The organism is Streptomyces sp. NPDC028305, assembly GCF_055569495.1.
The window spans coordinates 807,430-829,684 of sequence record NZ_JBVHTN010000005.1 but is presented as its reverse complement, the minus strand read 5'-3'; the positions used below and the strand labels follow the sequence as shown (position 1 = coordinate 829,684).

The following is a 22,255-nucleotide window of genomic DNA, read 5'->3' as shown; positions in this document are numbered from 1 at the left end:
GTTGACACTTTCGTCCTCATCAGGGGTGCGCTGACGGGGGCCGCGCCCCGGGTCGCGCCCGATGCTCTCAGATACGAGCTTGTCAGATGACAGGCGGTCGGCCCAGTCGGGTCAGGCGCCATACCGTACGCCACTTCATGGGGCGCCGCGCACCACATGGCGTCTTCCAGCCTTCCCGGAACCCGCCCAGCCAGGCACGAAGCGCATCCTTGGAGGGTCGCCGGGCCAAGGTGAGCAGCAGCCAGACGCCGAGATAGACGGGGACGAGCGGGATGGGGAGGTTGCGCCGCGCCAGCCAGACCCGGTTGCGGGCGACCATGCGGTGGTAGACCGCGTGCCGGCTCGGCGCGGTGGCCGGGTGGTGCAGCACCATGTCCGACCGGTAATCGATCATCCAGCCGGCGTTCAGTGCGCGCCAGGCCAGGTCGGTCTCCTCATGGGCGTAGAAGAAGTCGTCCGGCAGGCCGCCGACCTGCACGAAGACCTTCGTACGGACCGCGTTGGCGCCGCCGAGGAAGGTGGTCACGCGCGAGGACCTCATGGGGTCGGAGGCGCGCAGCCTGGGCACATGGCGGCGCTGTGTGGTGCCGGTCTCAGGGTCGGCGATACGGAAGGAGACGATGCCGAGCTCGGGGTCGGCGGCGAAGGCCTGGCGGCACAGCTCGGCGGTGTCCGAGTTGGGCAGCAGGCCGTCGTCGTCGAGGAAGAGCAGCACGTCGACCTCGGCGCCGCCGGGGCCGAACGCCTCGATGCCGACATTGCGCCCCGCCGGGATGCCCACGTTCTCCGGGAGCTCGACGGTGCGCACCCCGTCCGGCAGCTCGGGCAGCGGCGAGCCGTTGCCCACGACGACCACCTCGATCCGGTCGCCGTCCTGCTTGGCGACCGAGTCGAGCAGCGCGCGCAGCTCGTCGGGGCGGTTGCCCATCGTGAGGACGACCGCGCCGACCTTGAGTGTGTCCGTCATCACTTCAACCTGCTCGACGCGAGGATGGACACCAGGTGAAGAAGGGTTTGCAGAAGGGCGATGCCCGCGAGTACGGCGACGCCGAGCCGGGAGAAGAACAGGTCGCCCCGCACCGAGTCCAGGACCGCCAGGACCAGGATCAGCAGGGACGCCTCTATCCCCAGGACCAGCCGGTGGAACTTCAGCGCCGCCGCGGCCTTGCGGGCCATCGCCATGCCGGAGGAGCGCGGCTCGGACGCCGCCTCCTTGACCGGCGGCAGCCCGCCCTGGTGGCGGGCGACGCCGACGAGGTCGGTCTCGGCCTTGATGAGGATCGCGCCGAGGGCGGCCAGGGTGCCGAGGAAGGCCCAGAGCCAGTCGATCCGGCCGCCGCCCCACAGGTCGGAGGCGCGCAGACCGAAGCCGACGAGCACCGCGGCGTCGGTCAGATAGGCGCCGACCCGGTCCAGGTAGACCCCGCCGAGCGAGAACTGCTGCCTCCAGCGCGCGATCTCACCGTCGACGCAGTCCAGCAGCAGATAGAGCTGAACCGCGACCACACCGAGCACGGCGCCCGGGATCCCCGGCACCAGGAGTGCCGGGGCCGCGAGCACGCCGCAGACGGTCATCAGGTACGTGAGCTGGTTGGGCGTGACCCTGGTGTTGACCAGATGGCGGTCGACCCGCAGGGAGACCTCGCGCATGTAGAGGCGTCCCATCCAGTGCTCACCGCTCCGCCGGTCCTTCACACCCGCGGGGTGGACGACCGGGCGGAGTTCAGCCACCGATGGTTTGACTGACTGCTTTGGCATAGTCGGCGTATGCGTCCCTGATCGCGTCGGAGGAGAGGTCAAGGTGCTCGAGGATCGTGTAGCGCCCGGGGCGCGTCTGCGGCGCGTACTCCACCGCCTTGACGAACTCGTCCTCGCTGAATCCGATTTCGGTCGGCAGGACGGGCAGGCCGTGCCGCCGCAGCACATCGACCATCAGCGCGGACTGCTCGTGCGCGCCCCGCAGGTGCATCGCGAAGGCGGCGCCGAGGCCGACCTGCTCGCCGTGGAGCGCGGAGCGCTTGGGGTAGAGCAGGTCGAAGGCGTGGCTGATCTCATGGCAGGCGCCTGAGGACGGCCGGGTGTGACCGGCGATCGACATGGCGATGCCGGACAGCACCAGGCCCTCGGACAGCACGGTCAGGAAGTCGTCGTCACCGCAGCCGCCGGGGTGCCGGAGCACCGACTCGCCCGCGGTGCGGGCCATGGCCGCCGCGAGGCCGTCGATCGGCTCGCCCGTCTCCTTGTGGGACAGCTCCCAGTCCGCGATCGCGGAGATGTTGGAGACGGCGTCGCCGATGCCGGAGCGGACGAAGCGGACCGGGGCGTCGCGGATCACATCGAGGTCGATGACCAGCGCGATCGGGGTCGGCACACCGTACGAGCCGCGGCCCGCGTCGTTGTCCAGGATCGACACCGGCGAGCAGATGCCGTCGTGCGACAGGTTCGTCGCGACGGCGACCATCGGCAGGCCGATGCGCGCCGCGGCGTACTTGGCGGCGTCGATGATCTTCCCGCCGCCCAGGCCGACGACCGCGTCGTAGTGCCCGGACTTCATGGCGTCACCCAGCTGGATGGCGCCGTCGATGGTGCCGTCGGCCAGCTCGAACCAGTCGGCGCCCGGCAGCACCGGGGCCAGCCGGTCGCGCAGCACGGCGCCGGAGCCGCCGCTGATCGCGACCGCCAGCTTCCCGGAGGCCGAGATGCGCTGGTCGGCCAGCAGGCCCGCCAAGTCGTCCAGGGCCCCGGCGTTGATGTCGACGGAGACGGGAGACGGAATGAGGCGGGTCAGTACTGGCATGCGATCTCACGGCCCTTCGCGAGGTCGTCGTGGTTGTCGATCTCGACCCACTTGATGTCGCCGATCGGGGCCACGTCGACCTTGAAGCCGCGGTTCACCAGCTCCTGGTAGCCGTCCTCGTAGTACAGGTCGGGGTCGCGCTCGAAGGTGGTCTTCAGCGCGTCGGCCAGCTCCGCGGCGGCCTCGCCCTCGATGAGGGTGACGCCGATGTACTCGCCGGTCGCCTCGGCCGGGTCCATCAGCTTGGTGATCTTCTGGACGCCCTTCTCGGGGTCCGCGACGACCTTCATCTCCTCGTCGGCGAGCTGCTTCACCGTGTCCAGGGCGAGGATGATCTTCTTGCCGTCGCCCCGGGCGGCGAGCAGGGTCTTCTCGACGGAGACCGGGTGCACGGTGTCGCCGTTGGCGAGGATCACGGTGTGCCTGATCGCATCACGGGCGCACCACAGGGAGTAGGCGTTGTTCCACTCCTCGGCCTTGTCGTTGTCGATCAGGGTGAGCTTGAGGCCGTACTTCGCTTCCAGCGCCTCCTTGCGCTCGTACACGGCCTCCTTGCGGTAGCCGACCACGATCGCGACCTCGGTCAGTCCCACCTCCGCGAAGTTGCCGAGGGTCAGGTCGAGGACGGTGATGGCCTCCTCGTTCCCTTCGGGACCCACCGGCACCAGGGCCTTGGGGAGGGTGTCGGTGTAAGGGCGCAGACGCCGTCCGGCGCCGGCCGCCAGCACGAGGCCGATCATGCGGGTTCTCCTGTTTCGTCGTGTACAGCGGGTGCTCCGGAGGACACCCAGAAGCGGATGCTCTCGCTGAGCACGGCCAGCGCGAGGGCCGCCGCGAGAGCGGTCAGCGCGATGGTGAAGCCTTGGTTCTGCTCGTACAGCAGGGCGGCGGCGACCGTGACCGCCAAGGTCCGCCCCTCGTGCCCGCCGATCGCCCGCACCAGCCAGTGCGGGGGCGCGCCGGTGCCGCCACGGATGCGGTACACCGTGTCGTAGTGATGGTAGGCGACCGCCGACACCAGCCCGAAAGCGGCGGGCAAGGCCCCGTTCACCCCCGAGTCAGCTGCCAGGACCAGGATGGTGCCGTATTCCGCGGCGCGGAAGACCGGCGGCACGAGCCAGTCGAGCGGTCCCTGGAGCGAACGGGCCACGGCCAGCCCGGAGGTGAGCGCGTAGCCCGCGGCGGCGACGACCGCCCAGGGGCTGCCGAAGGGTGTGAGGGCCGCCACGGCGACGACGGCGACCGCCCCGAGCAGGGCGACGGCGGGGGCGGCGAAGGCCGGGAGCCGGCGCGCGGCCCCGCGGAGGGCCGCGGCGAAGCCCTGGGCGAGCGGACCCGAGTCGGCGAGGTCCGCGAGGGCGAGCGTCGCGCGGTCGGTGCGCCGCGCCCTGCGGGTCAGCGAGCGCAGCACGCGGCCCGCGGTGGTGTAGCAGGCGGCCAGCGCGCAGCCGACGAGCAGCACATAGAAGGTGATACGGGGCGTGGTGCACGCGGTGAGCACGGCGATCAGCGCCCAGCGCTCGCCGATCGGCAGCACGATCATCCGCCGCAGCCAGACCGTCCAGCCGACGCTGTCGAGGCGGTTGGAGAGGGCGGCGGTGGGGCTGGTGTTGCCGGTGGCGTCGTGGTTCGCCTCGTTGAAGGAGAAGTCGACGACATGGCGGCAGGTCTGGAGCACCATCGCGCCGAGCGCGAGCGCCCATACGTCATCCCCGCCGCGCGCGGCGCCCAAGGCGAGCCCCGCGTAGTAGGCGTACTCCTTGGCCCGGTCGAACGTCGCGTCCAGCCAGGCGCCGAGCGTGGAGTACTGGAGGGAGTAGCGGGCGAGCTGCCCGTCGGTGCAGTCCAGGACGAAGGAGGCGATCAGCAGCGCTCCGGCCGCGATGAACCCGGGGCGGGTGCCGGTGGCCGCGCAGCTCGCCGCGATGAGGGCGGTGAGCAGGGAGGCGGTGGTGACCTGGTTGGGCGTCAGCCCGCGGCGGGCGCACCAGCGGGCGATGTAGCGCGAATAGGGGCTGATGCAGAAGGTGGTGAAGAAGCCGTCCCGCGCCTTGACCGCGCTGCGCAGCCGCACCCGCTCGTCGTCCACCGCGTTGGTGCGGGCCAGCGCCTCTCCGCGCTCCGGCGCGTCCTCGGGCACGGCGGCGACGAGCACCCCCAGCTCGGGCCGGTGCACGGCGACGTCCTCGGCGCCCAGGGCGTCGGCGAGGGCGTCGGGCAGCACGGCCGGGCCGTCCGGGACCGGCAGCGGGGCCTCGGCCGCGGGGGCCGCCGGGGCGCCCGCCGCGGCGAGGGCGCCGCGTCCGGGAGCCGGAGCTCCCGGGGCGTACGCCGTCAGCGCGCGGGTGAGCGCCGCGCGGGCCTCCGGCTGGGCGGTGAGGGCACCGTGGACCGCGGCGGCCGGGAAGCGCGGATCGGTCAGAGCCAGGCGCAGTGCGTGGACGTGGCCGACGAAGCGCGGGTCGACCAGGGCCACCCGCTCACGCGCCGGGGCGGCCGCGAGCTCCCTCGCGACCCCGGCGGCGTCGGCTGCCGTGCGCACGTCGAACCCCAGCGACCGCAGGTCGTCCTCAAGGGACGAGCCCGCGACCGCGGGACCGGTGAGAATGGCGGTCGACAGACGAACTCACTCCTTGGCAGCTGGCACGGTGGCCGCGCCGGACAGGCATCGGCCCAGGGGTCGCCGTCCGGGCAGCGGGCGTGGCACGCCCCCGGACCCCGTAAGGGCCGGGCGGCACGTCGGCAGAGGCTATCGGATGGAAGGAAGCGTCCGTTCACCGCACATTCATCGCCCGATCGGGGGAACGACGGCTTCCGCTGCCGCGATCATCATGGTGGATGGCGGCGCTCCACGACAAACGGCGGCCGACCCGGCTGTGGGTAGGGTGCGGACATGACGTGGCTGATCACAGGTGGTACCGGATATATCGGGGCGCATGTCGTGCGGGTCATGGCGGAGGCCGGGGAGCGGGTCGCCGTGCTCGACGACCTGTCCAGCGGCGTCGCCGAGCGGCTGCCGGACGGCGTCCCTCTGGTAACCGGCTCCACGCTCGACCGTGAGCTGCTGGACCGCACCTTCGCCGACCTCGGGGTGACCGGGGTGGTGCATCTGGCGGCGAAGAAGCAGGTCGGGGAGTCCGTCGAGCAGCCGCTGCGCTACTACCGGGAGAATGTGCACGGCCTGACCGTGCTGCTGGAGGCGGTGGTCGCGGCCGGGATCGGCAGCTTCCTCTTCTCCTCCTCCGCCGCGGTCTACGGGATGCCGGATGTGGAACTCGTCACCGAGGACACACCCTGCCAGCCGATGAATCCGTACGGCGAGACCAAGCTGGCCGGAGAATGGCTGGTCAGAGCCACGGGCGCGGCCCATTCGATCTCCACGGCCTGTCTGCGCTACTTCAATGTGGCGGGCGCCACGCGCCCCGAGCTGGCCGACACCGGCGTGTTCAACATCATCCCGATGATGTTCGAGCGGATCACCCGGGGAGAGGCCCCCCGGATCTTCGGCGACGACTATCCGACGCCGGACGGCTCCTGCATCCGCGACTACATCCACGTCGAGGACCTGGCCTCCGCCCACCTCGCCGTGGCCCGCCGGCTGGCCGAGCGGCCGGGGGCGGGCAATCTGACGGTGAACATCGGCACCGGCGAGGGCGTCTCCGTGCGCGAGATGGCCAAGCTGATCGGCGAGGTCACCGGCCGCCCGGACCTCGCCCCGGTGGTCGAGGCGCGCCGCGCGGGCGACCCGGCCCGGGTCGTCGGGTCGGCCGAGCTGATCGCCAAGGACCTGGGCTGGAGCGCGCGGCACGGGGTGGAGGCGATGGTGCGGTCCGCCTGGGACGGCTGGTGCCTGCACCACCCGGAGGCCCGGCGCGGCTGACGGCCGCCCGGGCGGCCTGCCGAAGCCCGGCGCGGCTGACCGCGCCGCCGGGCGGCGCCGTAGTTCACTGGGGCGTAGGGCAGGCGCGCGCCCCGGCCCGACGTCGCGCGGGAGGAGGCCGTACATGGGCGCAGGCCACAACCACGGCGGCGGCCTCGCCACGGCGGGCGCCAGGCATCAGTGGCGGCTGCGGGCCGCCCTCTGGATCACGCTCACGGTGACGGCCGTGGAGGTGACCGGCGGTGTGATCGCCGGCTCGCTGGCGCTGCTGGCGGACGCCGGCCACATGGCCACCGACGCGCTCGGGATCGCGATGGCGCTGCTGGCGATCCACTTCGCGAACCGCCCGCCGAGCCCGCGCCGCACCTACGGCTACGCCCGGGCCGAGATCCTGGCCGCGCTGGCGAACTGTCTGCTGCTGCTCGGCGTCGGCGGCTACATCCTGTACGAGGCGGTGGCGCGGTTCATCACGCCGACCACCAGCCACGGCGGGCTGACGATCCTGTTCGGCGCCATCGGCCTGGCCGCGAACGCGGTGTCGCTGGCGATACTCAGGGGCGGGCAGCGGGACAGCCTCAATGTCCACGGGGCGTTTCTGGAGGTGCTGGCGGACGCGCTGGGCTCGGTCGCGGTCCTCGTCTCGGCGGGGATCATCGTGGCCACCGGCTGGCAGACGGCCGATCCGATCGCCTCCCTGCTGATCGGCCTCATGATCGTGCCGCGGACGCTCCGGCTGCTGAAGGAGACGCTGAACGTCCTGCTGGAGGCGGCGCCGCGGGATGTGGACATGGGCCAGGTACGGGCCCACATCCTCGCTCTCCCCGGCGTCGAAGGGCTGCATGATCTGCATGTATGGACCATCACCTCCGGCATGCCGGTACTCTCCGCACACGTTGTGGTCAGCCGTCGGGTGCTGGACGCAGTCGGCCATGAACGGATGCTGCACGACCTACAGGGCTGTCTGGGCGAACACTTCGACGTGAGCCACTGCACGTTCCAGCTGGAGCCGGGCGGACATGCTGAGCACGAAGCCAAGCTTTGCCACTGACACATGGCACAGGTGCGGCAGACTTGAGGGTTCCGAGACGGACGATGAGGACGGTCATGCCAATCACACCCGCCAACGGCCGCACCGCCGACACCGCCGGGCCCACCGCGCCGGGCGCCCCGGCCGGTTCCACCGAGCCGATCATGCTGGAGCTGGTCGACGAGGACGGCAGGACCATCGGCACCGCGGAGAAGCTCTCCGCCCACCTCGCCCCCGGCCGGCTGCACCGGGCCTTCTCCGTCTTCCTCTTCGACGACGAAGGGCGGCTGCTGCTCCAGCGCCGGGCCCTGGGCAAGTACCACTCCCCCGGCGTCTGGTCGAACACCTGCTGCGGCCACCCCTACCCCGGCGAGCCGCCGTTCGTGGCCGCGGCCCGGCGCACGGGTGAGGAGCTGGGGGTGGCGCCCGCGCTGCTGCGTGAGGCGGGCACGGTGCGCTATAACCACCCGGATCCGGTGTCGGGCCTGGTGGAGCAGGAGTACAACCACCTGTTCGCGGGGCTGGTGCGGGCGAAGCCGCATCCGGACCCGGAGGAGATCGGCGAGATCGCCTTCGTCACCCCCGAGGAGCTGGCCGCGCTGTTCGAGCGGAACCCCTTCTCGGCCTGGTTCATGACCGTGCTGGACGCCGCCCGGCCGGCGATCCGGGAGATCACCGGAACCGCGGCGGGCTGGTAGCGGTCAGCCCGGCCCGGGCCGCCGCGAGCGGCAGCGCCGCCCAGACCACCTTGCCGCCGCTGGGAGTGTGCTGGACGTCATAGACCCCGCCGGCCTCCTCCGTGATCGTCTGGACCAGTAACAGCCCGCGCCCACCGGTCCGGCCCTGGTCGGCCATCAGCGCCTTCGGCCGGTAGGGGTGGTTGTCCTCGACCGCGACCCGCACCCAGTCCGGACCGATGGACACCTCCACGGCGATCTCCGGGGAGAGCAGCGCCGCATGCCGTACGGCATTGGTGACCAGCTCGGAGACGATCAGCAGAAGGCTCTGCACCAGGTCGTCGGGGGCGGGCACCCGCTGGTGGGCCAGCAGATCCCGCACCGCGTGCCGGGCCTGCGGGACCGAGGTGTCGAGTGCGGGGGCGGTGAAGCGCCAGACGCCCTCGTAGGCGACCGGCCCGCGGGGCGGGGCGGCTCCCGGTTCAGGAGGGACACTCCCGACGATCTCCATGTCCGATCCCCACCCATCGCCGCAGCTCGAACTCTCTCCGTCGAGTGTTGGGAATGTGTTGGTACGGACCGGGTAACTGAGCGCAAGTCGCCGCCTATCGACGGCTTTTGACCGCGTGCGTATGCCAGCGTCACTCGCTCGACTGTTCCTGCCCGGCTTGCTTCCGGCGATGCCGACGGTCGCTTGAGCGGCCCGGCTACGATCCGCCGCATGGAGCCCTGCCTGCACCACGACGTCGCCGACGGCACAGCGACCGTCGTGATCCGCAACCCCGCCAAGCGCAATGCGCTGACCCCCGGTATGTGGCGCGCGCTGCCCCCGCTGCTGGAGCGGCTGGCCGCCGACCCGGCCGTACGGGCCCTGGTGCTCACCGGAGAGGGCGACACCTTCAGCGCGGGCGCGGACATCGGCTCGCTGGGCACGACCTACGAGGAGTCCACGGCGCTCGCGCTGCCCGCCGAGGAGGCCCTGGCCCACTTCCCCAAGCCGACGCTCGCCGCGGTGCGGGGCTACTGCGTGGGCGGCGGCTGCCAGCTGGCCGCCGCCTGCGATCTGCGGTTCGCCGAGGAGGGCGCCTGCTTCGGGGTCACCCCGGCCAGGCTCGGGATCGTCTACGCGCCCTCGTCCACCCGGCGGCTGGTGGATCTGGTCGGCCCGGCGACCGCCAAGTACCTGCTGCTGTCCGGCGAACTGATCGGCGCCGAGCGGGCGCTGCGGACGGGGCTGGTGGACGAGGTGCTGCCACCGGGCGGGCTGGACGGGCGGGTGGCGGAGTTCACGCGGGTGCTGCTGTCCCGGTCCGCGCTCGCCCAGGCGGCGGCCAAGGAGTTCACGGCCGGGCCCGTCGATCCGGCGCGCCTGGAGTACTGGCGGGAGCAGGCGAGCGACAGCGGCGAGACCCGGGAGGGCATCGCCGCCTTCGTCGAGCGCCGCGCCCCTCGCTTCGGCTGGACGCCCCCGGCGCGCTCAGACCGTCACCCCGCCGTCGCCGGCCCCTCGGTTCCGGCCGATCACAGCCGCTGAAGCCCCGCACCGCGTTCCCGCCCCGGCTCCCGGGGCGGGAACGGGCCTGCACACCATCGCATACCCATAAGTAACATGCGGGCATGACCTCACTTCCCGAGCGTGCCGGTCGGCGCTGCCACGCCGTCGTCAACCCCTTCCACTCGACCGTCTACTTCCAGCGCGACATCGGGCGTGAGCTCGAGCGGCTGGGGGTCGAGGACCGGGGCGCCGACTACTTCGTCAGCCGTGCGGCGGCGTTCGGCCGCGTCGGAGCCGGGACCGTCACCGCGACCTTCTTCAACTTCAAGCACGACCTGGTCGCCCGGCACCTCCCCGCCGCCTGGGACGTGATCTCCCCCGACGACGCGCTGGCGGCCCGGCTGCGCGCGGCCGACAGCGTGCTGCGGCGGCTGCTCGGCGACGACGCGGTCTCCTCGAAGGAGATGGCCGAGGCCGCGGAGCTGGCGCTACGCGCCACGGAGGCGTGTTCCCGCGCCGCCCGCCCCCTGTACGCCGCGCACGCCGACCTCCCCGTCCCCAACGCCCCGCACCTGGCCTACTGGCACGCCGCCACGCTGCTGCGCGAGCACCGCGGCGACGGCCATCTGATGACGATCCTGGGCGCCGGGCTCGACCCCGTGGAGGCGCTGGCCAGCCATACGGCGAGCGGCAGGGGCATGTCCCCGACGTGGATCCTGCGGTCGAGGGGCTGGTCGGCGGACGAGTGGGCGGCCGCGCAGGAGCGGCTTCGGGAGCGCGGACTGCTGGCCGCCGACGGGGAGTTGACGCCGGCGGGCACGGAGCTGCGCAAGGCCCTGGAGGACGAGACGGACCGGCTGGACCGGGCCCCGTACGAGCACCTCGGGGCGGCGGGCGTGGCGCGGCTGACAGAGCTGGCGGAGGCCTTCACCGGCGCCGTGATCGCGGCGGGCGGGTTCCCCGCGGACCTCATCGGGAAGCGCTGAGCGGTATCGGCGGGCGCCGAGCGGCGCGGGTTTGGCGGTGGGGCGGCGGGATACCCGGTCAGCGAGGACGATCGGCCGTCCCTCCAGGGCGCCCAACCGCGCGCCGCGCACGCCGGCGACAAGCCCGTGCCCCGCGCCGCGTACGGCGCCCGGCGGCGGCTGTCGGTCGGTCGCACCCGCCTCTGTCAGTGCCACCTGCCACAATGCAGATCGCAGCGCAGACAGAAAGCGGAGCGTGATCGTGACGACGTCCATCGAAGGCAGGATCGCCGAGGAGCTCGGCGTACGGGAGCGGCAGGTCAAGGCCGCCGTCGAGCTGCTCGACGGCGGCTCGACCGTGCCGTTCATCGCGCGCTATCGCAAGGAAGCGACCGAGATGCTCGACGACGCGCAGCTGCGCACCCTCGAGGAGCGGCTGCGCTATCTGCGGGAGCTCGAGGAGCGGCGCGCCGCGATCCTGGAGTCCGTCAGATCGCAGGGCAAGCTCGACGAGGCCCTGGAGGCGCAGATCCTCGCCGCGGACTCCAAAGCCCGGCTGGAGGACATCTACCTGCCCTTCAAGCCGAAGCGCCGCACCAAGGCGCAGATCGCGCGGGAGGCCGGTCTGGAGCCGCTGGCCGAAGGGCTGCTCGGCGATCCTTCCGTGGAGCCGTCGGCCGCCGCGGCCGCCTTCGTCGACGCGGAGAAGGGGGTCGCCGACCCCGCCGCCGCGCTGGAGGGCGCCCGGGCCATCCTCACCGAGCGGTTCAGCGAGGACGCGGACCTCATCGGCGAGCTCCGCGAGCGCATGTGGACGCGCGGGCGGGTGGCCACCAGGGTGCGGGACGGCAAGGAGGAGGCGGGCGCGAAGTTCGCCGACTACTTCGAGTTCGCCGAGCCGTTCACCGAGCTGCCCTCACACCGGGTGCTGGCCATGTTCCGCGGCGAGAAGGAGGAGGTCCTCGACCTCACCCTGGAGCCGGAGGAGCCCTCCGAGGAGGCGGGCCCCACCTCGTACGAGCGCAGCATCGCGCACCGCTTCGGCATCGCCGACCGGGGCCGCCCCGCCGACAAGTGGCTGGCCGACACCGTGCGCTGGGCCTGGCGCACCCGGGTCCTGGTGCACCTCGGCATCGACCTGCGGCTGCGGCTGCGGCAGGCCGCGGAGGACGAGGCGGTGCGCGTCTTCGCCGCCAATCTGCGCGATCTCCTCCTCGCGGCCCCGGCCGGCACCCGCGCCACGATGGGCCTGGACCCCGGCTTCCGTACGGGGGTGAAGGTGGCCGTGGTCGACGCGACCGGCAAGGTGGCCGCGACCGACACGATCTACCCGCACGTCCCGCAGAACAAGTGGAACGAGTCCCTCGCCAAGCTGGAGCGGCTGGCGCGCGAGCACGACGTCGAGCTCATCGCGATCGGCAACGGCACGGCGTCCCGCGAGACCGACAAGCTCGCGGGCGAGCTGTGCGGCGCCCACCCGGAGCTGAAGCTCACCAAGGTGATGGTCTCCGAGGCCGGCGCCTCCGTGTACTCGGCCTCGGCCTTCGCCTCGCAGGAGCTGCCCGAGCTGGACGTCTCGCTGCGCGGCGCCGTGTCCATCGCGCGGCGGCTCCAGGACCCGCTGGCCGAGCTGGTCAAGATCGACCCGAAGTCGATCGGCGTCGGCCAGTACCAGCACGACCTGTCCGAGGTGAAGCTCTCCCGCTCGCTCGACGCGGTGGTCGAGGACTGTGTGAACGGCGTCGGGGTCGACGTCAACACCGCCTCGGCCCCGCTGCTCAGCCGGGTCTCCGGCATCGGCGGCGGGCTCGCGGAGAACATCGTCGCCCATCGCGACGCCCATGGCCCCTTCCACAGCCGCAAGGCCCTCAAGGACGTGCCCCGGCTCGGCCCCAAGGCGTACGAGCAGTGCGCGGGCTTCCTGCGCATCCGCGGCGGCGACGACCCGCTGGACGCCTCCAGCGTGCACCCCGAGGCGTACCCGGTGGTGCGGGCGATGGCCGGCTCGGCGGGCGACGAGGTCTCGTCGCTCATCGGCAACACGGCCGTGCTGCGCCGGCTCAAGCCCGCGGAGTTCGTGGACGACACCTTCGGACTGCCCACGGTCACCGACATCCTCAAGGAACTCGAGAAGCCCGGCCGTGACCCGAGGCCCGCGTTCAAGACCGCGACCTTCAAGGAGGGCGTCGAGAAGATCGGTGATCTGGTTGCGGGGATGATTCTGGAGGGCGTCGTGACCAACGTCGCCGCGTTCGGGGCGTTCGTCGACGTCGGTGTGCACCAGGACGGCCTGGTGCACGTCTCCGCGATGTCGAAGACGTTCGTCAAGGACCCGCGGGATGTGGTGAAGCCCGGGGACATCGTGCGGGTGAAGGTCCTGGACGTGGACATCCCGCGCAAGCGGATCTCGCTGACGCTCCGGCTGGACGACGAGGCGGGCGCCGGTTCCGGCGGCGGCCGGGACCGTAACCGCGACCGCGACCGCGACCGCTCCGAGCAGGACGCCCGCGGCCCGCGCGGCGGCGGCCGCCGCGGCGCCCCTCAGCAGCGCCAGGGCGGCGGCCGCGGTCAGCGTGGCGGGGCGGGCGGCCGCGACACGGCCCCGGTCAACGACGCGATGGCCGACGCGCTGCGGCGGGCGGGGTTGCTGGACCCCAAGAAGCGGTAGCGGATCCCCGGAGAGCCGACCCGGCGGGAGAGCGTTTCCGCCGGGTCAGGTCTCCCGGGTCAGCTCTCGGTCACCTTGCCGTCGGCGACCTCGAGACGGCGGGTGGTGTGGACCGCGTCGAGCATCCGGCGGTCATGGGTGACCAGCAGAAGGGTGCCGGTGTACGACGCGAGCGCGGACTCGAGTTGTTCGATGGCGGGCAGGTCCAGGTGGTTGGTGGGCTCGTCCAGGACGAGCAGATTGACGCCGCGGGCCTGGAGCAGCGCGAGCGCCGCGCGGGTGCGTTCGCCCGGGGACAGGGTGGACGCGGGCCGCAGCACATGCTCGGCCTTGAGGCCGAACTTGGCCAGCAGCGTGCGCACCTCCGCCGGTTCCAGCTCCGGCACCGCCGCGCCGAAGGCGTCCAGCAGCGCCTCGCCGCCGAAGAACAGGGCGCGCGCCTGGTCGATCTCGCCGACCACCACTCCCGGCCCGAGCGCCGCCGCCCCCTCGTCCAGCGGCAGCCGGCCGAGGAGCGCGGCCAGCATCGTGGACTTGCCGGAGCCGTTCGCTCCGGTGACCGCGACCCGGTCAGCCCAGTCGATCTGGAGGTCGACGGGGCCGAAGTGGAAGTCGCCGCGCCGCACCTGAGCGCCGCGCAGGGTCGCCACCACCGCGCCCGAGCGGGGCGCGGCGGCGATCTCCATCCGCAGCTCCCACTCCTTGCGCGGCTCCTCGACCGTCTCGAGCCGCTCGATCATCCTGTCGGTCTGGCGCGCCTTGGCGGCCTGCTTCTCGGTGGACTCGACCCGGGCGCTCCGCCCGACCTTGTCGTTGTCGGGGGCCTTGCGGCGGGCGTTCTTGACGCCCTTCTCCATCCAGGCGCGCTGGGTGCGGGCCCGTGCCTCCAGGGAGCCGCGGGTGTTCGCGTACTCCTCGTAGCGTTCGCGGGCGTGGCGTCGGGCCGTCTCCCGCTCCTCCAGGTAGGAGGTGTAGCCACCGCCGTAGAGGTTCACCTGCTGCTGGGCGAGGTCGAGTTCGAGGACCTTGTCGACCGTGCGGGCGAGGAACTCGCGGTCGTGGCTGACCAGGACGGTGCCGGCGCGCAGCCCTTGGACGAAGGTCTCCAGGCGCCGCAGCCCGTCGAGGTCGAGGTCGTTCGTCGGCTCGTCGAGCAGGAAGACGTCGTAGCGGCTGAGCAGGAGCGAGGCGAGCCCGGCGCGCGCCGCCTGCCCGCCGGACAGGGCGGTCATGGGGCGGTCCAGGGAGATGTCGAGCCCCAGCGAGGCCGCTACCTCGTCCGCGCGCTCGTCGAGGTCGGCGGCGCCCAGCGCGAGCCAGCGCTCCAGGGCGATGGCGTATGCGTCGTCGGCGCCGGGCGCGCCGTCGACCAGCTCCTGGGTGGCGGTGTCGAGCGCGGTCTGGGCGGCGGCCACGCCGGTGCGGCGGGCCAGGAAGCCCCGTACGGTCTCGCCCGGCCGCCGCTCGGGCTCCTGCGGCAGATGGCCGACGGTCGCGTGCGGCGGGCTGAGCCGCACGGCGCCCTGCTCGGGGTCAGTCAGCCCGGCCAGCAGCCTCAGCAGTGTGGACTTCCCGGCGCCGTTGACACCGACGAGGCCGATCACCTCGCCGGGCGCCACGACCAGGTCGAGGCCGGAGAAGAGGGTGCGGTCGCCGTGTCCCGCGGCGAGGTCCTTGGCTACGAGAGTGGCAGTCATCAGGGCGCCGATCCTAACCGGAGCGGTGTGCGGGTGGGTCCGGGGGCGGCGGCCGCCCGTCAGTGGGCCACCGGGGCGACCAGGACCGTGGTGGAGGTGCGGGCCACCACATAGGCCTCTCCCCGGATCGCCCGCGCGTCCAGGGGGACGCGGTGGGTGCCGGGCTCCAGCCAGCCGTTGAACAGGGGGTGGGTGCGCGGGCGGCCGAGCCGGTCCAGGCGGTGGGCGAGGAGCCCCACCCGGCACGGCGCGACGACCTCCAGCAGCGCCTCGGCGCCCTCGGCCCTGAGCCCGGCCAGCCGTTGGGGGGTGTGGTTGAGGGCCTGTTCGATGCGGGCTACGAGGAGGGGGACGATCGGGGCCGCGTCGGCGACGAAGACCGCGCCTGCGCCCGCCGCCGCGAAGGCGTCGCGCACGGCGGCGCGCTCCTCGGGGCCGACCGTGCGGCCGAAGGCCACGGCGTCGTATCCGCGCAGCTCGTCAGCGTGTGCTGAGTGCGCGTCCTGGGTGATCTCGGCGCCGATGCCGATGGTGCGCAGCGCGGCGGCGAGCTTGGCGAGGAAGGCGGCGCGCCGCCCCACGAGCAGCACCCGGCGGCCCGCCGGGGCCTCGTGTGCCAGCAGCTCGGCGCGGTACTGCTCGCCGCGGAAGCGGTAGGGGCCGAGGTCGGGGTAGCTGTCCGGGGTGTCGCCGGCCTGCCAGGCGAAGTCACGCCAGACGACGTCCGGCCCCTCGCGCTCGATGACCGCCGTGACCACGCCGCACTCCAGGTCCTCGCACTCGGGGCAGCCGTAGACGACGCGACGGCCCTCGGGCAGCGGCGGCTCGGTCTCCAGCAGCAGGCCGCGTACCCGGGTGGTGAAGACGGTGGGACCGAGGTCGGCGGCGAGCGGCGAGATGACGTCGAGGTCGGCGAGGCTGGACAGCAGGGGTTCGCCGTCGACGATGAAGTCCAGGAAGTCGCGGTGCATCCGGTACGCGCCATGGGGCAGCACGCCGCCGGCGCGCATCGCCGGCGCCAGGCCGAAGGTCGCGTACTCGGAGGTCATGCGCCAAGTATTGCCCTATCGAGGCACCGCCACCGCTCAGCGCCCCGGCGATACCCTCGGGGCATGGCGAGCGATGCGATAGTCGTCGGGGGCGGGGTCATCGGTCTGACCAGCGCCATCGTGCTGGCCGAGAGCGGCCGTCGGGTAGCGGTGTGGAGCCGGGACCCGGTCGGGGCCACCACGTCGGCGGTGGCCGGCGGGCTCTGGTGGCCGTATCGCGTCGAGCCCGAGGAGAAGGTGGGCGCCTGGTCCCTGCGCACGCTCGGGGTGCTGACCGAGCTGGCCGGCCGGCCTGGGGAGACCGGCGTCCGGATGGTCGACGGGACTCTGGCGGGGATGCGCCTCGAAGATCTCGGTCCCTGGGCGGCCGAGGTGCCGGGGATGCGTGCGGCGCGGCGCGAGGAGCTGCCGGAGGGCTGGGGCCATGGGCTGCGGGCGCGCGTTCCGGTGGTCGACATGGCGACTTATCTCGGCTATCTGGGGCGGCGGCTGGAGGCGGCGGGCGGCACCGTCGAGCGGCGGGTCGTGGCCGATCTGGGCGAGGCGGCGCGGGAAGCACCGGCTGTCGTCAACTGCACCGGGCTCGGGGCGCGCGAGCTGGTGTCCGATCGTGGCGTCGCACCGGTGCAGGGGCAGTTGGTGGTGGTGGAGAACGTGGGGGTCGATGAGTGGTTCGTGGCCGCCGATCCCGACTCGGCGGCGGACACGCTGTATGTGCTGCCGCAGCCGTACGGGCTGGTCCTCGGCGGCACCGCCCGGGAGGGCGTCTGGGATCTGACGCCGGATCCGGCGACGGCCGAGGCCATCGTGGCGCGCTGCGCCCTCGCGGTCGGGCCGCGGCTTGCGGACGCGCGCGTGATCGGGCACCGGGTGGGGCTGCGCCCGGCCCGGTCGCCGGTGCGGCTGGAGGTGGCGACCGTGCCGGGCGGCGGCCGCCTCGTGCACAACTACGGGCACGGTGGGGCGGGTGTGACCGTGTCCTGGGGGTGTGCGGAGGCGGCCGCCGGGCTGCTCAGCAGTTGTTGACGGGCTGTCCTTCGGTCAGGTGGTAGGTGGCGCGGGCGTCCAGGAGCAGTGGTACGAGTGAGCGCAGCGACTGGCGCAGCGGTACGAACGCGCCGTCCGCGCCGTGCCGTACCGTGACGCCGTGCAGGGCGAGTTCGTCCTTGACGTCCGCGTACTGTTCGGCGTTCAGCCGGTAGCCGCAGGGCGGGTCGGCCAGGACCTCGCCCGCCGGGTCGTTGTCGGCGCCGCCGAGGTGGACCGGGCCGCGGTCGGCGTAGCCGGCCAGCCGGGCGCGGGTGGTGGCGGCCTCGATGCGCACTCGGCGCTGGTCCACGAAGGCGAAGGCCCCGTCGAGTGCGGCGAGTTGAGACCCTACGCGGCGTCGGTTGTTGACCGCCGGGTCGGCCTTTTCGGCGTCGGTGAGCGGGTCGACCCTGGTTTCGACGAGGAGGCCGACGGAGTGCTTGACCCCGGCGGTGTTGCGCAGGATGCGCTCCTGGCCGTCGCCTGCCACCTGCTTGACCGGATCGCCGGTCTGCGGGTCGGTCCAGATGCCGTAGACGCCGGTGTCGAAGCCCGCCCGCTCGGCGCTCGGCCGGACGTATGAGTCGGAGAGCGTGCGCGCCTCCTTGTGCACGGCGTCCGCGGTGTTGAGGTTGCGCGGCCACAGCGCCAGCAGGTCCTTCATGTAGTACGGGACGGTGGCCCCGTACTCGTGGAGGTCGTAGACGGTGTCGGGCCGCCGGTCGCGGAGGACGGCGGCCGTCGCGCGGGCCTCCGCGGTCTTGAGGGCGATGTGGTCGCGGTTGATGTCGACGCCCTGGGAGTTCTCACGGGTGTCGGCGGCGCGGCCGTCGGGGTTGGCGGTGGGGATGACGAGGACGGTGGTGTGTCTCAGGAAGCGTTTGGTCCGGGCGTCCTTGGTGTAGGCGAGGTCGCGGACGGTGGACAGGCACGCCTCGCGGCCGGAGGGCTCGTCGCCGTGCTGGGAGCAGATGAGCAGGAGCGAGTTGGTATTGGTGGGCGCGCCGATCCGTACCAGGCGCAGCGGGCGGCCCTGCTCGGTGGTGCCGATGCGGTCGACGGCGACGCTCGGGCTCGCGGCGTCGACCGCGGTGAGGAACCGTTCCTCCTCCGACTCGGTCGTCCAGCGGGCGCCGTGGCTCGCTTCGAAGCCGGTGCGGGGCTGCTGGGTTCCGGCGTGTGCGGGCGCGGAGAAGAACGAGGTGGTCAGCAGTGCGACGGCGCTGATCGCCGCGGTGCGGATCAGGGGTGCGCGTGAGATCACGGAGCGGTGTCTCCTTGGGTGACAGGGTCGGGCGTCTCTCATCAGGGCAGCCGTGGCTGCGGGCGTGGTTCGGCGACGCCCTTCAGTGTGGGCGCGGAGGTGGGGTCGGCCGGGGTGCCCGCGGCGGCCCGGGCCAGCGCCGGGGCGCCGCCGACCAGGGGCAGCCGGGCCTCGGTGCGGGCCAGGTCGAGCGTGACGGTGGGCGTGGTGTCAGCCGGTTCTATCAGGCCCGCGTCCGTGCCGGCGACGATCAGGGCCAGCCGGTGGCCGGCGGGGACGACGTGGTCCGTGGCGGCGAGGTCGAGGGTGATGGTGTACGGCTTGCCGGGGGTCAGCGGGCGGCCCTTCCCGTCGTCCGCCCAGTGGCCGAGGTCGGCCCAGCCGCGGCTGAGGACGGTGTAGTCGACGCTCGCCCTGTCCGCCTCGGTCTGCCGGAAGCAGGCACTGTCGCCCGCGGTGCTGCTGCCCCAGCAGGTGCGGTCGGCGAGCGTGCGGATGCCCTCGCCGCTGCCGGTGTAGTTCCGGATGGTGTCCGGGCCGAGGTCCACCACGACCGCGGACAGATGGGCGGAGGAGGTGGAGGGGGTCGCGGTGACCTTGACGGTCCCTGAGCCCGACAGCCGCAGGTCCTGTTGGAGGGGGGCGGTGGAGAACCCGGTCTTGGCGGCGGTCGGCTGGTCGATGCGGGCGGCCCAGTCGGCCTCGCTCAGCCCCGGGTCGTCGGTGAAGGTCTCGGTGGCGCCGGGCTCGGCGCGCTCGGTGCCGAGGACGCCGACGCCGGGGGTCCGGCCGGGGCGCGGCCGCAGCGCGGTCGGCCGGGTGTCGGCGGGGGGCCAGGTGCGGTCGGTGGCCCAGCGGTCGGGGGCGCGCTCGACGTCGGCCATCGGCTCGCGCTCGACGCCGTTGTCGATGCCGAGCAGGTAGTGGTCGAACCAGCGGTGCAGGGTGCGCACCCATTCCGCGCGGCGGAAGTCGAACGGGTCGACGTGCCCGGTCTGCGAGAGCCAGATCTTGCGCTCCACGCCCGCGTCGGCGAGCGCGTTCCACCACTGCCCGAGGTGTTTGGTGCGGACGTTCAGGTCCTGCATGCCGTGGACGGCGAAGACGCTGGCCCGCACCTTGCCGGCGCTGGGCACGTAGTCGCGCGCGGTCCACAGGTCGGTCCAGTCGCCGTTGCGCGGCGCTCCGTCGACGAGTTCCCGCTGGACGGCGGCGCAGCGGGCGTGGGCTCCGTCGCTCTCGACGGCGTCCGCGAGGCCGTCGGGGCCGCTGTCGAAGAGCGGGGCGCCCTTGGCGAAGTAGTAGTCGTACCAGGAGGAGATGGCGCCGATCGGCACGATGGTCTTCAGGCCCTTGACGCCGGTGGCCGCGACGCCGTTGGCGACGGTCCCGTCATAGCTCTTGCCGATCATGCCGGTGGCGCCGTTGGACCAGCTCGCCTTGGCGGTGGCGGTGCCGGTACGGGTGGTGTAGCCGGTGGCGCGGCCGTTGAGCCAGTCGACGACGGCCTTGGCGGACTGGATGTCGGAGCGGCCGCCGATGTCCACACAGCCGTCGGAGCGGTTGGTTCCGGCGAGGTCGACCAGGACGGTGGCGTAGCCGCGCGGCACGAAGTAGTTGTCGTAGAAGAGCGGGAAGAGGACCGGCTTGCCGGCCGCGTCGTAGGTCTTCCGCTGGCTCTCGTTGCCGCGTCCGCAGCAGGAGTAGTACGGGCTGGCGTCCATGATCACGGGGATTCGGCGGCCCTCCGCGGCGGGCTCGCCGGGCCGCACGATGTCGACGGCGACCCGGTCGGTCTTCCCGTCCGAGTCGCCGTCAAGGCCGGTGTCCACCCATACGGATTCGCGAATTGCCTTGTCGTATGAGTAGACCGGTCTGCTCTCCCGCTCGGCGGCCTGGGCGGGAGATATGCCGAGGGACGGTATGAGCGCCACGGTGAGAGCCGCCAGGGCGGCGGCCACGGGCGGCCTGAGCGCGGTCCGATGGAGGCGGGGCTTCCGCATTCGTAGCAGCACGGGCGGACCGTAGCGCGAGTCAACTCCTGCGCAGAAGAGGGCGTTCGCAAGCGGGAGGGGTCGCTGACGTCGGCCGGATGTCGATCGTGTGTCGCCGGGGTGATGGACAGGAGGGGGTCACGGCGAGTACCCAATGTCTCAGTGATCGTTCTCCCCGACGAGTTGGAGGACCCTTGCGTCACAGACTCACCGTCCCGAGCGCGGCCGCCGCCTGCCTGCTGCTGGCGGTCCCGGCCTCGGCGGCCGACGCCACCCCGGGCGCGCCCGGCATCGGGGACTCGTACTACCCCAGCTACGGCAACGGCGGGTACGACGTCTCCCACTACGACCTCCGGCTGAAGTACCGGCCGGCCACCGACCGCCTGGAGGGCACCGCGACCATCCTGGCCACCGCCACCCAGGACCTGTCCCGCTTCAACCTCGACTTCGCACTGGAGGTGAGCGAGGTGCTGGTGGGCGGCAGAAAGGCGGAGTTCGCGGCGACGGGCGACCACGAGCTGGAGATCACCCCGGCCGCCCCGCTCGACTCCGGCCGCCCGTTCACCGTGGTCGTGCGCTACCGCGGCACGCCCTCCAAGGTGCGGGTGAACGGGTTTACGGCCTGGCTGCGTACCCCGGACGGCGGGGTCGCGGCGAACGAGCCGGAGGCGGCGTGGTGGTGGTTCCCGAGCAATGACCACCCGCTCGACAAGGCCACCTACGATGTGTCGGTCGCAGTGCCCGACGGGTCACAGGCGATCAGCAACGGCACGCTGCGGTCCACGAGTTCCCGGCTGGGCTGGACGCGCTACACCTGGCGCTCCAGCAGGCCGCAGGCCACCTATCTCGCCACGCTCGCGGTCGGCCGGTTCGACCTCACCACCGACACCACGGCGAACGGCCTGCCGGTCGTCAACGCGTACAGCAAGGACCTGGGGGACAACGCGGGCGCGGCGCGCGCCAGCGTCGAACGGACGGCCGAGGTCGCGGACTGGCTCAGCGGGGTCTTCGGCCCCTATCCCTTCGACGCGCTCGGCGGCTATGTGCCCAATGTGCCGACGGGGTACGCGCTGGAGACCCAGACCCGCCCGTTCTACAGCCCCCGCCAGTTCGGAGGCGGCTCGAACGTCTCGGTGGTGGTCCATGAGCTCGCCCACCAGTGGTACGGCGACAGCGTCTCGGTGAAGGACTGGCGCGACATCTGGGTCAACGAGGGCTTCGCGCGCTACGCGCAGTGGCTGTGGTCGGAGAAGGAGGGCGACGGCACGGCGCAGGAGCTCGCGGACTATGTGTACGCGCAGCATCCGGCCGAGGACGCGTTCTGGACGGTGAAGCCGGGGGATCCGGGGCCGCAGAACCAGTTCCACGCGGCGGTGTACGACCGCGGGGCGATCGCGCTCCAGGCGCTGCGGAACGAGATCGGCGACGAGGACTTCTTCGCGATCCTCAAGGGGTGGCCCACGGAGCGGCGCTACGGGAACGGGTCGGTGCGGGACTTCGAGGCCTACGCCGAGAAGGTCTCCGGCCGGCCGCTCGGGGCCGTCTTCGACACCTGGCTGTTCACCGCGTCCAAGCCGGCGGCGCCGGCCGCGCGGGCCACCGGCGTCGGCGCGAAGGTGACCGCGGCGCGGCCGAAGTCCTGGCGCGCCATCCACGCGACGGACACGGTCCACGGGCACCCGGCCCGCTGACCCTCCCCGCCGAAGGCGGCCG

General features: G+C 72.7%; 18 protein-coding genes. 8 read left to right on the top strand and 10 right to left on the bottom strand.

Translation table 11 applies throughout. The features are described from left to right. Window positions 1-82: 82 nt before the first annotated feature. The 5 genes from ACZ4WQ_RS24480 to ACZ4WQ_RS24460 are packed head-to-tail and all read right to left on the bottom strand — an operon-like array spanning window position 83 to window position 5,417. Window positions 83-967, bottom strand: a complete 885-nt coding sequence (locus ACZ4WQ_RS24480) for a glycosyltransferase family 2 protein (RefSeq protein WP_311725638.1) — start codon at window positions 965-967, stop codon at window positions 83-85. Then, window positions 967-1,758: a CDP-alcohol phosphatidyltransferase family protein gene (locus ACZ4WQ_RS24475; protein WP_311725636.1), complete on the bottom strand. Its 792-nt coding sequence runs from the start codon at window positions 1,756-1,758 to the stop codon at window positions 967-969. The genes ACZ4WQ_RS24480 and ACZ4WQ_RS24475 overlap by 1 nt, the downstream gene beginning before the upstream one ends. Beyond that, window positions 1,724-2,797 carry an iron-containing alcohol dehydrogenase family protein gene (locus tag ACZ4WQ_RS24470; protein ID WP_311725635.1) on the bottom strand — a complete coding sequence of 358 codons (1,074 nt, stop codon included), beginning with the start codon at window positions 2,795-2,797 and terminating at the stop codon, window positions 1,724-1,726. The genes ACZ4WQ_RS24475 and ACZ4WQ_RS24470 overlap by 35 nt, the downstream gene beginning before the upstream one ends. Beyond that, window positions 2,785-3,537, bottom strand: coding sequence for a phosphocholine cytidylyltransferase family protein (locus ACZ4WQ_RS24465; RefSeq protein ID WP_311725634.1), 753 nt, complete (start codon window positions 3,535-3,537; stop codon window positions 2,785-2,787). The genes ACZ4WQ_RS24470 and ACZ4WQ_RS24465 overlap by 13 nt, the downstream gene beginning before the upstream one ends. Next, window positions 3,534-5,417: a DUF5941 domain-containing protein gene (locus tag ACZ4WQ_RS24460; RefSeq protein ID WP_398374021.1), complete on the bottom strand. Its 1,884-nt coding sequence runs from the start codon at window positions 5,415-5,417 to the stop codon at window positions 3,534-3,536. Before ACZ4WQ_RS24460 ends, ACZ4WQ_RS24465 begins: the two co-directional genes overlap by 4 nt. Window positions 5,418-5,690: 273 nt before the next feature. Between ACZ4WQ_RS24460 and galE the strand changes: the two genes are divergently transcribed. The 3 genes from galE (at window position 5,691) to idi (ending at window position 8,402) form a co-directional block, all read left to right on the top strand. Further along, window positions 5,691-6,677, top strand: a complete 987-nt coding sequence (gene galE / locus ACZ4WQ_RS24455) for a UDP-glucose 4-epimerase GalE (RefSeq protein ID WP_398373967.1) — start codon at window positions 5,691-5,693, stop codon at window positions 6,675-6,677. 124 nt (window positions 6,678-6,801) lie between these two features. Further along, a complete protein-coding gene (locus ACZ4WQ_RS24450) occupies window positions 6,802-7,725 on the top strand; it encodes a cation diffusion facilitator family transporter (RefSeq protein WP_311725631.1) in 924 nt (307 codons plus the stop codon). Between the two features lie 56 nt (window positions 7,726-7,781). Beyond that, entirely contained in the window at window positions 7,782-8,402 is a 621-nt protein-coding gene (idi, locus tag ACZ4WQ_RS24445) for an isopentenyl-diphosphate Delta-isomerase (RefSeq protein ID WP_358844698.1), read from the top strand. Here idi and ACZ4WQ_RS24440 read toward each other — a convergent pair. Then, window positions 8,377-8,892 (bottom strand): ATP-binding protein, encoded by a 516-nt coding sequence (locus tag ACZ4WQ_RS24440; RefSeq protein ID WP_311725629.1) that lies wholly within the window; start codon window positions 8,890-8,892, stop codon window positions 8,377-8,379. The two genes, idi and ACZ4WQ_RS24440, sit on opposite strands and share 26 nt — an antisense overlap. 210 nt (window positions 8,893-9,102) lie before the next feature. On the opposite strand from ACZ4WQ_RS24440, the gene ACZ4WQ_RS24435 reads away from it, so the two are divergent. The 3 genes from ACZ4WQ_RS24435 to ACZ4WQ_RS24425 all read left to right on the top strand — a co-directional run bounded on the left by ACZ4WQ_RS24435 (window position 9,103) and on the right by ACZ4WQ_RS24425 (window position 13,509). After that, window positions 9,103-9,915, top strand: coding sequence for an enoyl-CoA hydratase/isomerase family protein (locus ACZ4WQ_RS24435; protein ID WP_398373966.1), 813 nt, complete (start codon window positions 9,103-9,105; stop codon window positions 9,913-9,915). 83 nt (window positions 9,916-9,998) lie between these two features. Beyond that, window positions 9,999-10,862 carry an SCO6745 family protein gene (locus ACZ4WQ_RS24430; protein ID WP_398373965.1) on the top strand — a complete coding sequence of 288 codons (864 nt, stop codon included), beginning with the start codon at window positions 9,999-10,001 and terminating at the stop codon, window positions 10,860-10,862. 241 nt (window positions 10,863-11,103) lie between these two features. After that, complete coding sequence (locus tag ACZ4WQ_RS24425) at window positions 11,104-13,509, top strand: Tex family protein (protein WP_398373964.1); 2,406 nt, start codon at window positions 11,104-11,106, stop codon at window positions 13,507-13,509. Between the two features lie 59 nt (window positions 13,510-13,568). On the opposite strand, the gene ACZ4WQ_RS24420 is transcribed toward ACZ4WQ_RS24425, so the two are convergent. Next, window positions 13,569-15,206, bottom strand: coding sequence for an ABC-F family ATP-binding cassette domain-containing protein (locus ACZ4WQ_RS24420; protein WP_385344677.1), 1,638 nt, complete (start codon window positions 15,204-15,206; stop codon window positions 13,569-13,571). A gap of 59 nt (window positions 15,207-15,265) precedes the next feature. After that, on the bottom strand, window positions 15,266-16,255 hold the full coding sequence (locus ACZ4WQ_RS24415; protein WP_468022392.1) for an oxidoreductase: 990 nt from the start codon (window positions 16,253-16,255) through the stop codon (window positions 15,266-15,268). 63 nt (window positions 16,256-16,318) lie between these two features. Here ACZ4WQ_RS24415 and ACZ4WQ_RS24410 point away from each other — a divergent pair, with 63 nt between their 5' ends. Further along, window positions 16,319-17,281 (top strand): FAD-dependent oxidoreductase, encoded by a 963-nt coding sequence (locus ACZ4WQ_RS24410; protein ID WP_311725623.1) that lies wholly within the window; start codon window positions 16,319-16,321, stop codon window positions 17,279-17,281. On the opposite strand, the gene ACZ4WQ_RS24405 is transcribed toward ACZ4WQ_RS24410, so the two are convergent. Together ACZ4WQ_RS24405 and ACZ4WQ_RS24400 are read right to left on the bottom strand one after the other, a co-directional pair. After that, window positions 17,268-18,590 carry a M14 family metallopeptidase gene (locus ACZ4WQ_RS24405; protein ID WP_468022391.1) on the bottom strand — a complete coding sequence of 441 codons (1,323 nt, stop codon included), beginning with the start codon at window positions 18,588-18,590 and terminating at the stop codon, window positions 17,268-17,270. The genes ACZ4WQ_RS24410 and ACZ4WQ_RS24405 overlap by 14 nt on opposite strands. After that, window positions 18,590-20,551 (bottom strand): Xaa-Pro dipeptidyl-peptidase, encoded by a 1,962-nt coding sequence (locus tag ACZ4WQ_RS24400; protein WP_468022424.1) that lies wholly within the window; start codon window positions 20,549-20,551, stop codon window positions 18,590-18,592. The genes ACZ4WQ_RS24405 and ACZ4WQ_RS24400 overlap by 1 nt, the downstream gene beginning before the upstream one ends. 185 nt (window positions 20,552-20,736) lie before the next feature. On the opposite strand from ACZ4WQ_RS24400, the gene ACZ4WQ_RS24395 reads away from it, so the two are divergent. Next, window positions 20,737-22,233, top strand: coding sequence for a M1 family metallopeptidase (locus ACZ4WQ_RS24395; protein ID WP_468022390.1), 1,497 nt, complete (start codon window positions 20,737-20,739; stop codon window positions 22,231-22,233). Window positions 22,234-22,255: the final 22 nt, after the last annotated feature.

Excerpts from the sequence above, each read along its gene's own strand:
- ACZ4WQ_RS24480 (WP_311725638.1), bottom strand. The coding sequence starts at position 967 with ATGACGGACACACTCAAGGTCGGCGCGGTCGTCCTCACGATGGGCAAC.
- ACZ4WQ_RS24475 (WP_311725636.1), bottom strand. The coding sequence starts at position 1,758 with ATGCCAAAGCAGTCAGTCAAACCATCGGTGGCTGAACTCCGCCCGGTC.
- ACZ4WQ_RS24470 (WP_311725635.1), bottom strand. The coding sequence starts at position 2,797 with ATGCCAGTACTGACCCGCCTCATTCCGTCTCCCGTCTCCGTCGACATC.
- ACZ4WQ_RS24465 (WP_311725634.1), bottom strand. The coding sequence starts at position 3,537 with ATGATCGGCCTCGTGCTGGCGGCCGGCGCCGGACGGCGTCTGCGCCCT.
- galE (WP_398373967.1), top strand. The coding sequence starts at position 5,691 with ATGACGTGGCTGATCACAGGTGGTACCGGATATATCGGGGCGCATGTC.
- ACZ4WQ_RS24450 (WP_311725631.1), top strand. The coding sequence starts at position 6,802 with ATGGGCGCAGGCCACAACCACGGCGGCGGCCTCGCCACGGCGGGCGCC.
- idi (WP_358844698.1), top strand. The coding sequence starts at position 7,782 with ATGCCAATCACACCCGCCAACGGCCGCACCGCCGACACCGCCGGGCCC.
- ACZ4WQ_RS24440 (WP_311725629.1), bottom strand. The coding sequence starts at position 8,892 with ATGGAGATCGTCGGGAGTGTCCCTCCTGAACCGGGAGCCGCCCCGCCC.
- ACZ4WQ_RS24435 (WP_398373966.1), top strand. The coding sequence starts at position 9,103 with ATGGAGCCCTGCCTGCACCACGACGTCGCCGACGGCACAGCGACCGTC.
- ACZ4WQ_RS24430 (WP_398373965.1), top strand. The coding sequence starts at position 9,999 with ATGACCTCACTTCCCGAGCGTGCCGGTCGGCGCTGCCACGCCGTCGTC.
- ACZ4WQ_RS24420 (WP_385344677.1), bottom strand. The coding sequence starts at position 15,206 with ATGACTGCCACTCTCGTAGCCAAGGACCTCGCCGCGGGACACGGCGAC.
- ACZ4WQ_RS24415 (WP_468022392.1), bottom strand. The coding sequence starts at position 16,255 with ATGACCTCCGAGTACGCGACCTTCGGCCTGGCGCCGGCGATGCGCGCC.
- ACZ4WQ_RS24410 (WP_311725623.1), top strand. The coding sequence starts at position 16,319 with ATGGCGAGCGATGCGATAGTCGTCGGGGGCGGGGTCATCGGTCTGACC.
- ACZ4WQ_RS24405 (WP_468022391.1), bottom strand. The coding sequence starts at position 18,590 with ATGAGAGACGCCCGACCCTGTCACCCAAGGAGACACCGCTCCGTGATC.
- ACZ4WQ_RS24400 (WP_468022424.1), bottom strand. The coding sequence starts at position 20,551 with ATGCGGAAGCCCCGCCTCCATCGGACCGCGCTCAGGCCGCCCGTGGCC.